This window comes from Amycolatopsis sp. YIM 10, from assembly GCF_009429145.1.
Lineage (GTDB): Bacteria > Actinomycetota > Actinomycetes > Mycobacteriales > Pseudonocardiaceae > Amycolatopsis.
In genome coordinates, this window is record NZ_CP045480.1 from 5672953 (window position 1) to 5684893 (window position 11941).

The 11941-nt window shown below is 69.8% G+C and carries 14 protein-coding genes; 4 read left to right on the forward strand and 10 right to left on the reverse strand.

Going from position 1 to position 11941, the window contains the following annotated elements:
* Position 1 precedes the first annotated feature (1 nt).
* Complete coding sequence (locus YIM_RS26925; protein WP_153032987.1) at positions 2 to 349, reverse strand: helix-turn-helix domain-containing protein; 348 nt, start codon at positions 347 to 349, stop codon at positions 2 to 4.
* Between the two features lie 65 nt (positions 350 to 414).
* On the opposite strand from YIM_RS26925, the gene YIM_RS26930 reads away from it, so the two are divergent.
* Positions 415 to 786, forward strand: coding sequence for a VOC family protein (locus tag YIM_RS26930; RefSeq protein ID WP_153032988.1), 372 nt, complete (start codon positions 415 to 417; stop codon positions 784 to 786).
* 14 nt (positions 787 to 800) lie between these two features.
* Here YIM_RS26930 and YIM_RS26935 read toward each other — a convergent pair whose 3' ends face one another.
* The 4 genes from YIM_RS26935 to YIM_RS26950 form a co-directional block, all read right to left on the reverse strand.
* Complete coding sequence (locus YIM_RS26935) at positions 801 to 3767, reverse strand: family 16 glycoside hydrolase (RefSeq protein WP_153032989.1); 2967 nt, start codon at positions 3765 to 3767, stop codon at positions 801 to 803.
* A gap of 128 nt (positions 3768 to 3895) precedes the next feature.
* Positions 3896 to 5101 (reverse strand): amidohydrolase family protein, encoded by a 1206-nt coding sequence (locus tag YIM_RS26940; RefSeq protein ID WP_153032990.1) that lies wholly within the window; start codon positions 5099 to 5101, stop codon positions 3896 to 3898.
* The gene (locus tag YIM_RS26945) at positions 5098 to 5541 is read right to left on the reverse strand and encodes a GAF domain-containing protein (protein ID WP_228004044.1); all 444 of its coding nucleotides are present in this window, start codon (positions 5539 to 5541) and stop codon (positions 5098 to 5100) included. The genes YIM_RS26940 and YIM_RS26945 overlap by 4 nt, the downstream gene beginning before the upstream one ends.
* Positions 5538 to 6929 carry an MFS transporter gene (locus tag YIM_RS26950; protein WP_153032991.1) on the reverse strand — a complete coding sequence of 464 codons (1392 nt, stop codon included), beginning with the start codon at positions 6927 to 6929 and terminating at the stop codon, positions 5538 to 5540. The genes YIM_RS26945 and YIM_RS26950 overlap by 4 nt, the downstream gene beginning before the upstream one ends.
* Positions 6930 to 7029: 100 nt before the next feature.
* Between YIM_RS26950 and YIM_RS26955 the strand changes: the two genes are divergently transcribed.
* Positions 7030 to 7908, forward strand: coding sequence for a MurR/RpiR family transcriptional regulator (locus tag YIM_RS26955; protein WP_153032992.1), 879 nt, complete (start codon positions 7030 to 7032; stop codon positions 7906 to 7908).
* Between the two features lie 183 nt (positions 7909 to 8091).
* Here YIM_RS26955 and YIM_RS26960 read toward each other — a convergent pair whose 3' ends face one another.
* Entirely contained in the window at positions 8092 to 8745 is a 654-nt protein-coding gene (locus YIM_RS26960) for an SGNH/GDSL hydrolase family protein (RefSeq protein ID WP_228004045.1), read from the reverse strand.
* A gap of 60 nt (positions 8746 to 8805) precedes the next feature.
* Between YIM_RS26960 and YIM_RS26965 the strand changes: the two genes are divergently transcribed.
* On the forward strand, positions 8806 to 9405 hold the full coding sequence (locus tag YIM_RS26965) for a TetR/AcrR family transcriptional regulator (RefSeq protein ID WP_228004046.1): 600 nt from the start codon (positions 8806 to 8808) through the stop codon (positions 9403 to 9405).
* 36 nt (positions 9406 to 9441) lie between these two features.
* Positions 9442 to 9792: an MmcQ/YjbR family DNA-binding protein gene (locus tag YIM_RS26970; protein WP_153032994.1), complete on the forward strand. Its 351-nt coding sequence runs from the start codon at positions 9442 to 9444 to the stop codon at positions 9790 to 9792.
* A 4-nt stretch (positions 9793 to 9796) separates the two neighbouring features.
* On the opposite strand, the gene YIM_RS26975 is transcribed toward YIM_RS26970, so the two are convergent.
* Genes YIM_RS26975 through YIM_RS26990 form a run of 4 tightly spaced genes read right to left on the reverse strand, consistent with a single transcriptional unit; the run spans position 9797 to position 11939 of the window.
* On the reverse strand, positions 9797 to 10096 hold the full coding sequence (locus YIM_RS26975) for a hypothetical protein (RefSeq protein WP_113692199.1): 300 nt from the start codon (positions 10094 to 10096) through the stop codon (positions 9797 to 9799).
* Positions 10083 to 10322 (reverse strand): hypothetical protein, encoded by a 240-nt coding sequence (locus YIM_RS26980; RefSeq protein ID WP_153032995.1) that lies wholly within the window; start codon positions 10320 to 10322, stop codon positions 10083 to 10085. Before YIM_RS26980 ends, YIM_RS26975 begins: the two co-directional genes overlap by 14 nt.
* Positions 10323 to 10353: 31 nt before the next feature.
* Positions 10354 to 10806 (reverse strand): Lrp/AsnC family transcriptional regulator, encoded by a 453-nt coding sequence (locus YIM_RS26985; RefSeq protein WP_153032996.1) that lies wholly within the window; start codon positions 10804 to 10806, stop codon positions 10354 to 10356.
* The gene (locus YIM_RS26990; RefSeq protein ID WP_153032997.1) at positions 10803 to 11939 is read right to left on the reverse strand and encodes a Xaa-Pro peptidase family protein; all 1137 of its coding nucleotides are present in this window, start codon (positions 11937 to 11939) and stop codon (positions 10803 to 10805) included. Before YIM_RS26990 ends, YIM_RS26985 begins: the two co-directional genes overlap by 4 nt.
* Positions 11940 to 11941: the final 2 nt, after the last annotated feature.

The following is an 11941-nucleotide window of genomic DNA, read 5'->3' on the forward strand; positions in this document are numbered from 1 at the left end:
GTCAGCCGAAGCGGGTGCGGGCGGCCTCGATCTGTTCGAGGTAGCGGCGGGTCCACCCGCACAGCCCGTTGATCGTGCCGCGCAGCGCCTGCCCGGCCTCGGTCAGCGAATAGTCGACCCTCGGCGGGACGGTGGGGTGCACCAGCCGCCGCACCACACCGTCCCGTTCGAGACCGCGCAGCGTCTGCGTGAGCATCTTGTGGCTGATGCCTTCGGCCGCGGCGTGCAGTTCGTTGAAGCGCAGCGTGCCCTCGCCGAGCAGGTTCATCACCGGCAGCGCCCACTTCCCGGACACGCCGTGGAAGATTTCGTACGCCACCGCGTCCACTGTGGCCTGCTCGGATCCCATCGAGCACCCCTCTCACCAAAAAGTGCGTTCTTCCGCGCGCGGGACGCGGTTCCTACCGTTGGCTCGTGAGCATCCGGAGAACATACGCCCGCCTCTGGGCCGAGCACCTCGACGAGGCCCTGCCCCTGCTGCGCCAACTTACCGGCGCCGAACCCGGCCTCCGGCTGGCGTTCCACGGCGTGGAACTGGCCGCGATCGGCGACTTCCTGGTCATCGCCGGTCCCGAGCACGAACGCGCGAAGTACGCGCACGCCACCGCGACCGTGGTGGTCGACGACCTCGATCAGCTGCAGCGCACGCTGGCCGCCGCCGGCGCCACCATCACCACGCCGGAAACCGCCGGTCCCACCGGCCGGTTCCTCTACGCCCGGCACCGGGACGGCGCGGAGGTCGAGTACGTGGAGTGGGTTCCGGAACTGGTCGAGCGGCTCGGCTGAACCCCGCTCGAGGGTCAGCCGAGCGGCTCGATCCACAGGTTCCGGAAGCGCGGGTTCTCGCCCGCGTCCCCATGGTCCTGCAGCAGCACCGATTCGGGTGACGGGCCCTCCGGCAGGCTGTTACCGCCGGTGATCCCGTCGATCTCCACGTCGTTGTGCACCACCACACCGTTCCACACCACCGTCACCCGCGCGTTCGCGATCTTGTTGCCGGCGGCGTCGAACCGCGCCGCGCGGAAGGTGATGTCGTAGGTCTGCCAGGTGTTCGGCGCGGTCGCCCGGTTGCTGTCCGGCGCCCGCTTCGAATAGATGGCCCCGGCCTCGTCCGACGCAAGTGTGTTGTCCCCGAAGGAATCGAGCACCTGCACCTCGTACCGTTCCTGCAGGAACACCCCGCTGTTGCCGCGTGCCTGACCGGTCACCTCCGGCGGGTACTGCGGCTCCAGCCATTCGGCGTGCAGCTTGAAGTCGCCGAACTTCTGCTTGGTGCGGATGTCACCACCGAGCGATTCCATCGAGCCGTTCGCCACCGGCCAGGTCGCCGCGCCACCGGACCGTGCCTCCCAAGCGTCCAAACCGGACCCGTTGAACAGCGGAATCCGCTGCACCGGCGCGACACTGATCTTGTCCAGGTTGACGTTGCCGTCGTCGCCGCTGTCGAACCGGTAGGTCACCGTGTTGTTCCCGGCCTGGAGCGCGAGCGATTCGGTGTGCGTCGCCCAGGTGTCCCAGTCGACCGTGCTCGCCAGCCTCGTCTGCCGCACCTTCGTGCCGTTGACGTAGACGCTCACGGTTTTGCTGCCGGAGAACGGATCAGGGCCGTTCGAATACCGCAGGCCGACGTTGTGCTCACCCGCGCTCGGCACGTTCACGGTGAACGCGGTGGACGCGCCCTGGTTCCAGTAACCGTCCACGAAACCGGTGCCGGAGTAGCCGGGGTGGTTGGTGTTGGCCGCGGCACCACCGCTCAGGCCCGCCGTCTCCGCCTCGTACTCGGTGGCCTGACCCGCGCCGCCGACCAGCGAGTTCAGCGTGTACCACGCCTCGGTGCTCCACAGCGCCGCACCGGATTCCGCCGCGAACGGCCGGGGCGAGCGAACGTGCACCACGTGTCCCGGCTTCAGCCCGGGGATCTTCAGCGTGACCTTCTTGCCGTCGGCGGAAAGGGTCGCGGAGGACACGGTCAGCTTCTGCTCGTCGACCTTCGGGCCGCCGTAGTCCGCGGTCGGCACGTACCGCCATTGCGTGGCCTGGTACTTCGTCGCGAGTTCCTGCGCGGTCTCGGCCGAAAGCGACTGCGTGTACTCCATTTCGAAGCCGCCCTCGATGGCGCGCATCGCGAGGATGTCGAAGCCCGCGTTGCCGTTCGGCGTCAGCTTCTGCAGGCCGTGGCTGAGCTTGCCGGGCTGGCCCCAGTTTCCGCCCGCCCCGATGCCGCCGGTGTAGATGGCGCCGTCCGGGCCCAGGCTGATCCGGCTGACCCCGGACTCCAGGCCCTGCGTCATCCGGAACACCGCGCCCTGGTACTCACCGTTGACCTTCTCCAGGTGCGCGCGCTGCAGCCCGCCGTAGGTCACGTCCCCGAACACCAGCTGACCGGCGAACGGGCCGTCCGGCAGCTGCAGCAGGTTGCTTGGCGAGTTCGCGATCTCGTTCTGCGGCAGCCACAGCACCGGCTGGGTCACCGCGCGGTCGTCGAACGGGCCGTCGGGATTCATGTAGTGGTTGAAGAAGCGGTCCTGCTTGACGTGCAGCAGTTTCGACGAGGGCAGCCAGCCGCCCTGGTTGTCGGTGACGAAGATGTCGCCGCCGGGACCCCAGCCGATGCCGTGCGGGGTCCGCAGCCCACCGGCCACATAGGACACCTGACCGGTGTTCTTGTTCACCTTGATCGTGGTGCCGCGGTTCGGCGCCGGCTGCGGATCGGTGGTGGCGCCACCGTAGTTGATCGACACCGAGAGGTTCAGGTAGAAGTCCCCGTCCTTGTACAGCAGGCCGAACGCGAACTCGTGGAAGTTGCCGCCGTACGGCCAGGTCGCCACCGTGCGGTAGTTGTCGGTGACCCCGTCGCCGTTGGTGTCGTTCAGCTCGGTCAGCCCGTCCTTTTCGGACACGTAGAGCTTGCCGTCGACGAACTTGAGGCCCATCGGCTCCTTCAGGCCCTCGGCGATCTTCTGCGTCCGCACCTTCGACGGGTCGGTGTTGCCCGAGACCCCGCTGAGCAGGTGGACCTCGCCGAGTTCGTTGTCCGTACCGCCCCAGGTGGCGATCGCCAGCCTGCCGTCCGGCAGCCAGTCCATCGCGCTGACCTGCGGTTCGAAGCCGTCCGGGCGCAGGTTGGTCAGGGTGAGGCCGGGGTGCACCCCGGTCAGCGGCAGGCCGTCGCCCGGTGAATCGGTGCCCGCCTCGCACTCCTTGCGGCCGGGCGCGGTCACCCTGACCACGTCGGCGTCGGTGCTGAGCACGGAGTTCGGCACCACGGTGAAGCCGGTGGCGCCGGGCGGCTGCCATTCGAGCTTGACCACCTGGTCGTAGGAGGCGTCGAAGTGGTCGATGCGCAGGGGCTGGTACCCGGCGGTCAGATCGGCCGAACCTTCCTTGGCGGTCGGCTCGTGCAGCCCGTCGTGATCGATGACGACGTTGTCACCGATCCGCAGCCGGGAGCCGTCGTCGCTGGTCAGCCGGAACTTGTAGGTGCCGTCGCTCGGTACGTCGAGATTCGCCGTCACCTCCGAGACGAAGTTGTCGGCGATGCCGAAATTCTCGGTGGTGGACCAATCGATGACCGGCATCAGCTTGTCCACGTTGGGCGTCTGCCCAGCCTTGAGCGTGCACAGCTTGCTCAGCCCGACCTGCACGTCGTACACGCGCAGGGTCACTCCTGGTTCCTGGGGCGGGATCTGCGCCGCCGCCGGTCCGGGTACCAGCAACGGTCCCGAACCGGCCACGAGCAACGCGGCTAACAGCACTGGCAGGCGCATGTTTCACTCCCTGGGGACCGGGTGTAGCGCAGGTCACATGACCTTAGGGAGTACTTTCGTCAAACGTCAACGAAAGTCTGCACTGAACCAGTGAAAGTGCGCCGAACGGCGGCGGCGGGCTGGGCTGTTCAGACCGGCAAGCCGCCCTGGATGACCGCGCGGAACCGCTCCGGCGAGGCCAGCACCCCGATGTCGGCCAGCGGATCCCCGTCCAGCACCAGCAGGTCCGCGTGCGCCCCCGGCGCCAGCGTGCCGATCTCGCCGGTCATGCCGACCAGCTCGGCCGCCACCGACGTGGCCGATCGCAGCACGTCGAGCGGCCGCTGCACCTCGCCCCGCAGCCGGAACTCGTGGTTCTGGTGCCGGTGCATGCCGCCGAGCAGGTCCGAGCCGTAGACGATCTTCACCCCGCCGCGCGCCGCGCGCTCCAGCGCTTCCAGCCCGGCGCCGAGCACCTCGTCCACCTTGCGCCAGCTCGATTCGGGCAGCCCGTGCTCGCGGCCCTCCTCCTTGAGCGCCCAGTAGGTGACCAGCGTGGGCACCAGGAACGCGTCGTGCTCCAGGAACAGTTCCACGCTGCGGTCGTCGAGCAGGTTGCCGTGCTCGATCGACCGGATGCCCAGTTCCAGCGCCCGGTTCACCGCACGCGCGGTGTAGGCGTGCGCGGCCACGTACCGGTTCGCGCCCTCGGCTTCTTCAACGATGGCGCGGAGTTCCTCGGCGGAGTACTGCACGGAGTCGATCCGGTCGGTCGGCGACGCCACTCCCCCGGACGCCATCACCTTGAGGTGATGCGCGCCCTTGCGCAGTTCGTCGCGCGCCGCCGCGCGGACCGCGTCCACGCCGTCGGCGATCCGGCCGAGCCCGGCGCAGCACGGGTGATCGTCGTGCCGGTTCGTGCCACGGCCCCGGCTGTCACCGTGTCCGCCGGTCTGGCTCAGCGCCCGGCCGCAGAACAGCAGGCGCGGCCCGCGGAACAGCCCCTCCGCCTGCGCGTCGGCCAGGCCGAAGTCGGCGCCGGAGGCGTCACGCACAGTGGTGAATCCGCGTTCGAGCATGCGCCCCATGGTGTTCATGCCGTGCGCGGCCACATAGGACGGTGACTGCGCGGGCAGCGAACCGAGGTCCGCGGTCGACGCGGTGACGTGCACGTGGGCGTCGACCAGGCCCGGCACCACCACCCCGCCCTGGACATCGATCGTCCGGACGTCGCCGGCCTTGAGCCCGCTGCCGGTCTCGACGATCCGGCCGTCGGCGCAACGCAGGTCGCCCTCGACGTACTCACCCGCCGCCGGGTCGAGCAGCCGGGCGTTGCGGAGCAGCAGTGAACTCACCGGATCACCTCGTCGCGCAGCGCGGACACGGCCAGCGGTGCCAGCGACACCGCCTTCTCGACCGAGTACCGGTCGTAACTTCCTTCCGCGTCAAGGAGATTGAGCACGCCGAGCGTCCGCCCTTCGTCGTCGACCACCGGCACGTTGATCACCGCGCCGCAGCCGAGTTCCGCGATCAGTTCATGGTCGGCGAAGATCTCGCGCACCGCCTCGGCGTCCGGGCCGAAGAACGGCCGTTGCCCGGTGATGCACTCGTCGAGCCAGCCACGCGCGACCTCCACGGTCTTCTCCCCGCCGACCGGGTACTGACCGGGATGACTGCTGTGCACGCGCCGCAGCGCCTGACGCTCCGGCACCCAGGCCAGCACGGTGAACAACTTCACCCCCACCGCGGCGCGCACTCGGTCCTCCACAGTGGACAGTGTGGACAGTGGGGTCACTTCTTCATCTCCTCGGCGGTTGAAACGGCGGCGCCGTGTTCGGTCAGTTCTTCCAGCGAGCGCCCGGCGGTGGACAGCCCGAACACCAGCACGCACAGCACCCCGGCCGCGAGCACGGCGGTGGTCAGGCCGAACACCCCGCCGAAGCCGAGGCTGGCCGCGGACAGGCCGATGATGGTCGGGGCCAGGATGCTGCCGACCCGGCCGAAGGCGCTGGACAGCCCGGTGCCGGTGGCGCGGATCCAGGTCGGGAACACCTCGGGGGTGTAGGAGTAGACCCCGGCGTAGGTGCCGTTGAGGAAGAACGACAGCACCGCGCCGGCCAGCGTGATCGCCCACGGCGCGTCCATCTGGCTCAGCCAGAACGCGCTGACCGCCGAGCCGGTCAGGTACAGCGCGATGGTGCGCTTGCGGTCCAGCCGCTCGGACAGCCAGGCCGCGGAGAAGTACCCGGGGATCTGGGCCAGGTAGATGATGATGGAGAACTCGAAGCTCTTGGTGACCGTGATGCCGCGCTCGACCAGCAGCGTCGGGATCCACGAGAAGAAACCGTAGTAGGAGAAGGTGATCACGAACCAGACGGTCCAGATCACCGCCGTCCGCCGCCGCATCGCCCGGCTCCACAGGAAGCGCAGCGCGGTGAGCAGGTTGACCTTCGGCGTTTCGGTGGCGGGCCGCAGTTCGGTCGGCTCCGGCGGCGGCAGCGGGCGCCCGGTCGCGCGTTCCACGTCGCGTTCGAGCTTGGCCACCACCTGCTCGGCTTCGGCCTCCCGGCCCTGGATCATCAGAAACCGCGGGGATTCCGGCAGGGATCGCCGCCACCACAGCAGCATCACGATCGGCAGCGCGGTGATCACCTGCGCGATCCGCCAGCCATCCGGCGAGGCCGACACGACGAACCGGCCGATCAGCGCGGCGGCCACGAAGCCGAAGGAGAAGAACCCGGCCAGCGCGCCGACGAACCAGCCGCGGCGCTTCGCCGGTACGAACTCGGACAGGAACGGCGCGATGATCGCGCTTTCCGCCCCCGCGCCCATTCCGGCCAGCACCCGCGCGCCGAGGAAGATCTCGTAGTTCGGCGAGAACGCGGCGACCACCGAGAACACCGCGTAGAAGGCGAGCGCGTACATCATCACCTTCTTGCGGCCGATGCGGTCGCCGAGCAGGCCCGCCGCGATCGCGCCGAAGAGGAAGCCGAACGGGGTGGCCGAGCCGATCAGCCCGAGCTGACCGTTGTCGAGGTCCCAGACCTCCTTGACCGAGGGCAGCAGGAACGCGACCACGGCCGAGTCCATGCCGTCGAAGGTGTAACCGAGGCCGCCGATCAACAGCAGCGCGTAGTGGGGACGGCTCAGCGGGAGCCGATCGAGTCGTGCCAGGAGCGTCATCGCGCGCCCTCCATGTCCGAGATGCCGACAAGCTATACTGCATATCTCGATACTTGCAATAGTTGTTGCATGTGGTGAACGGTGCGTTACGGTTGGCGCCGTGACGGACACCGAAACCGACGACGGCCTGGAGACGTGGCTCCGCGGCCGCCTGCCCGCCCGCGGCCTGCGTCCGCGATCGGCGGCGGTGCTGGAACTCCTGGTGTCCCAGCCGCGCCGGGCCTCGTTCGGTTCGACCGGGGAACTGGCCCAGCTCGCCGGGGTCAACGTGGCCACGGTGACCAGGACGGCGCAGGCGCTGGGCTTCGCCGGCTGGCCCGCGTTGCAACAGGAGTTGCGGGCGCGTTACCTCTCCTCGCTGAGCGCGCCACAGGTCGCCGAGGAGCACAACGGCGTCGGCTCGCCCGCGTCGGCTTCCCTGCGCCGGGACCTGGACAGCCTCGCGTTGCTGAACCGCCGCTTCGACGAGGACGCCATCAAGGTGGTGGCCGAGTCGGTCGCGGCCGCGCGCCGGACCGTGGTGATCGCCGACGGCAGTTACGCGGCGGTCGGGATCGCTTTCGCGCACAACGCCCGCCTCGCCGGTTACGACGTGCAGGCGGTGACGGCCGGGGACGCGGAACTCGCCAACCACACCGCGAAGCTGACTGACGAGGACGTGCTGGTCGCGATCAGCTTCTGGCGCCTGTACGAGAGCACCGTGCTCGCCGCCGACGAAGCGAAACGCCGTGGTGCCAAGGTTTTCGCGGTCACCGACGCTGCAAGCCCCGCTCTGGCGGGCGCGGCCGACCAGGTGCTGATGGTGCCCGCGGAAGGTGTCACCTTCTTCCCGTCACTGACCGCGGGCATGGCACTGGTGCAGGCGATCGTCGCTCAACTCGCGGCCGTCGACCCGGCGCGCACCAGCGAGTCGATCGAAGCGGCCGAAGCCATGTGGTCCCGATTCGACCTCCTCCACCGACGCCCGAGCAAGAGCTAGGCAGTGCTTTGTAAGCGGCGGAGCCGCTTGCTGTGGGCCGTCAACCGGCACCGCGCGGGTTCTCAGGCGTCTTCTCGCGAGGACAGCTTCACCGTGGTGAATCGGTTATTCATGAGGTGAAGATCCCGGAGCGAGAAGACGCCTGAGGTTCCGCCACCCGCACCGCCACGCAAACCACCACTGTCAAACACTCGCTAACCGCCGGATCACCTCCGCTGCCAGCACCGCCTGCCCGGCCGCGGCGAAGTGGATGCCGTCGGCGCCGATCAGGTCCGGGCGGTCGTTCACCGGGTGGTCCCACATGTCGATCACGAGCGCGTCATGCTCGGCGGCGATGGTCCGGGTCAGCGCGTTGAGCGTGATGACGCGCTCGGCGAAGTCGGGGAAGTCCGGCACGGTGAACGCCCGGCCGAGGGTGAAGGTCGTCAGCCGGGCACCGGTCCCGGCGGCCGCCTCGAACAACTGTCGCAGATTTCCTTCTATGACGGCGAAATCCGGCTCCGGCCGCCAGAGATCGTTGGCCCCGCAGGAGAGGTGGACGAGGTCGGGTTCGAACGAGAGCAGGCCGTCGAGCTGGTGCGCGAGGGTCCGGCCGGTGGTGGCGCCGACCGTGCCGGTGTTGCGGTAGACGAGGTCCGGGCGGACCTCGCGCAGCGCGGCGGCCACCCGATCGGCCCACGGCAGGGGCAGGTAGCCGGGGCTCGGGCCGCCGGTGCCCGCGGCCAGGCTGTCGCCCACCGAGGCGAATCTGCGCCAGGGCGCGCCGGCGAGCAGGCGTGCCGCTTCGGGCGTGGACAGGCAGAAGGGGTCGGTGCCCTCGGTGAGCATGGTGGTCATGAAACTAAACATACGACCGTTCGTATTGTTTGCTCAAGCGGTTTGTGCCAGGATGAATCGGTGACCATTCCCGACGGCCGGCTGCTCCGCGGCGCCCGGACCCGGCAGATGATCGTCCGCCACGCGGTGGACATGGCTTCGCTCGACGGGCTCAACGCCATGAGCATCGGCCGGATCGCCACTTCGCTCGGAATGAGCAAGAGCGGCGTGCAGGCCCTGTTCGGCAGCAAGGAAAAACTGCAACTGGCGGCGGTGGAGACGGCCCGCAAGGCTTTTCTCGACGCGGTCGTGCGCCCCACCGAGGGGCACGCGCCGGGGGCCGATCGGCTGCGGGCGCTGATCGAGCAGTGGGTTGTGTACGTGACCGTGCCGCTGTTCCCCGGCGGCTGCTTCCGCGCCGCGAACGTCGCCGAGTTCGACAGCAAGCCGGGCCCGGTCCGCGACGCCCTCTTCCGCGACCAGCGCGACTGGCAGCACCTGCTCGCCACGGAGCTGCGGAACGCCGTCGACGCCGGTGAGATCCAGGACCTCGACGCCGAACTCGCCGCCTTCCAGCTCGACGCCGTGCTGTGCGCGGCGAACACCGCCCTCCGCCTGGGCGACGAGGACGCGGTGCCCAAGGTCCGCCGGGTGGTGGCGGGTCTGCTCAAGGCACCCTGACCCTAGAATGGGAACCCTTGAACTTGGGGGTGTGACGTGGGTGTGCGCGGCGAGGAGTTCCAGCGCATGGTGGACGCGCTGGCCGAAATCCAGCGCGGCAAGGGCAGCGAGTACACCTCGTACAGCGTGCGCGGCAAGCGGTTCGGGTACTACTGGCCGCGCACGCAGACGGTCGGGCTGAAGCAGACGCTGTCCGAGCAGCAGGCGCTGGTCGCCGAGCGGCCGGAGGTGTTCGAGGTGCAGTTCACCACCGGCGGCTTCGGCTGGGTGGTGGTGTACCTGTCCGGCATCGAGGCCGACGAGCTTTCCGAACTGGTCTACGAGGCGTGGCGCCTGTCGGCCCCGGAAGAACTGGTCGAAGCGACGCCATGGCCCACGGCGGGCTGACCCGCTAGAGATCCAGTGCCGCTCGCAGGGCGATATCGATGCGCTCCTGCACGTCCAGGCCCACCTCGGCGATGCGTTCGTCGAGCCAGGGCCGGTACAGCCTGGTCAGATTGAGCGTGGAGATCCAGTACCGCCCGTCCACCGCCACCCCGAGAATGTCCTGGGGATCGCGGTCGAGCAGCTCGGTGCCGAGCAGCCACGGCCGCTCGGAGTCGTTCACGCCGTCCGAGGACAGCAGCAGGACGTTGCGCTGACGAGCTGGTTCGGTCGGGGGGTGGTACGTCCAGACTTCACCCCTCCGCACGCAGGTCCTCCTCCGCACGAGCGCGCTCCAGCTCGTCGGCGAGCGCCAGTGCCTCGGTCTGCGGGGCGGCCTGCGGGACGTGCGGGGTGTACCCGGTGCGGACGGCCTCCCGGCGGGCGGCCTTGGACAGCCAGGACGACACGGAGATGCCATGGGCCTTCGCGGCCCGTTCGGCGAACTCGAGCGCCCCGGCGTCCAGCGACAATGTGACCTTACGCGTTGCCATACCTTTTACCGTACCAGCCGTCCGGCGGTGGTCATAGCGTCGGTGAGCGGCCCTCGAACGGGGTGGACAGCACCACGGTGGTCCGCGTGGACACCTTCGCCGCCTCGCGGATCCGGCGCAGCAGGTCCTCCAGCCCCAGCGGCGAGGCCACCCGCACCAGCAGGATGTAGGACTCGTCGCCGGCCACCGAGTAGCAGGACTCGATCTCGGTGATGTGCTGCAGGCGCGTCGGGTAGTCGTCCGGCGCGGCCGGGTCGTTCGGGGTGAGCGAGATCAGCGCGGTCAGCGGCAGGCCGATCTGCGCGCCGTCCAGCCGCGCCGAGTACCCCCGGATCACCCCTCGCTGCTCCAGCCGCTTGACCCGCTGGTGCACCGCGGACACCGACAGCCCTACCCGCTCGGCCAGATCGGTGAAGCTGCACCGGCCGTCGGCCGCCAGCTCCCGCGCGATCGCCTGGTCGAGCGGCTCCAGCGGGGCGGTCAAAGCGCGACCAGCTCGTGCGGCCGGTTGTTCACCGCCTCCACCCCGGTTTCGGTGACCACCACGATGTCCTCGATCCGCGCGCCCCAGCGCCCGGCCTGGTAGATGCCCGGCTCGACGCTGAAGGCCATGCCCGGCTCCAGCGGCAGCGCGTTGCCCTTGATGATGTACGGCTCCTCGTGCACGTCGAGGCCGATGCCGTGCCCGGTGCGGTGGATGAAGTACTCGCCGAACCCGGCGTCGGCGATCACGTCGCGGGCCGCGGCGTCGATCGACTCGGCGGTCACGCCGGGGCGCACCGCTTCGACCGCCGCCCGCTGCGCCCGCTGGAGCACCGCGTAGGTCTCGGCGACGTCGGCGTCGCGCGGCTTGCCGAGCACGTAGGTGCGGGTGGAGTCGGAGTTGTAGCCGTCGGGCAGCGGGCCGCCGATGTCGACGACCACCACGTCACCGTCCTCGATCACCTTGTCCGAGACGTCGTGGTGCGGGCTGGCTCCGTTCGGCCCGGAGCCGACGATGACAAACGCCGCCTCGGTGTGGCCCTCCTCCACGATCGCCGCGGCGATGTCCGCGCCGACCTCGGCCTCGGTGCGGCCCGGCTTGAGCCATTCGGCCACCCTGGCGTGCACCCGGTCGATCGCCGCGCCCGCCTGGCGCAGCGACGCGATCTCCGCGGCGTCCTTGCGCATCCGCAGCTCGCGGACCACCGGACCGGCCAGCACCTGCTCGGCACCGGCGATCGCCTCGCGCAGGCCCAGCACGTGCAGCGCCGGGGTGAAGTCGCTGACCGCGACCCGGCCCGGCTTGCCGAGCAGCCCGGCCACCAGGCGGTAGGCGTCCTCGCCGTCCACCCAGGTGTGCACCTCGACTCCCAGCTCGCCGGTCGGCACGTCGGCGTAACCCGGCGCCTCGAGCTTCGGCACCACGAGCGCCGGGGTGCCGTCGGCGGGCACCACCAGCGCGGTGAGCCGCTCGAACGAGCCGCCGGCCTGGCCGATCAGGTACCGCAGGTCCGATCCGGGCGCGATCACCAGAGCGTCGGTGTCCGCGGCGGCCGCGGCTCGCTTCGCGCGGTCGAGGCGGGCGCGCAGGGCTGGGGCATCGGGGGCTGGGGTGTGCAGGGATCGGCGTGCCATGG

Bases quoted from the DNA above. Each gene is read 5' to 3' on its own strand.
- YIM_RS26925 (WP_153032987.1), bottom strand. From the start codon at position 349: ATGGGATCCGAGCAGGCCACAGTGGACGCGGTGGCGTACGAAATCTTC.
- YIM_RS26935 (WP_153032989.1), bottom strand. From the start codon at position 3,767: ATGCGCCTGCCAGTGCTGTTAGCCGCGTTGCTCGTGGCCGGTTCGGGA.
- YIM_RS26950 (WP_153032991.1), bottom strand. From the start codon at position 6,929: ATGACGCTCCTGGCACGACTCGATCGGCTCCCGCTGAGCCGTCCCCAC.
- YIM_RS26960 (WP_228004045.1), bottom strand. From the start codon at position 8,745: ATGACCACCATGCTCACCGAGGGCACCGACCCCTTCTGCCTGTCCACG.
- YIM_RS26980 (WP_153032995.1), bottom strand. From the start codon at position 10,322: ATGGCAACGCGTAAGGTCACATTGTCGCTGGACGCCGGGGCGCTCGAG.
- YIM_RS26990 (WP_153032997.1), bottom strand. From the start codon at position 11,939: ATGGCACGCCGATCCCTGCACACCCCAGCCCCCGATGCCCCAGCCCTG.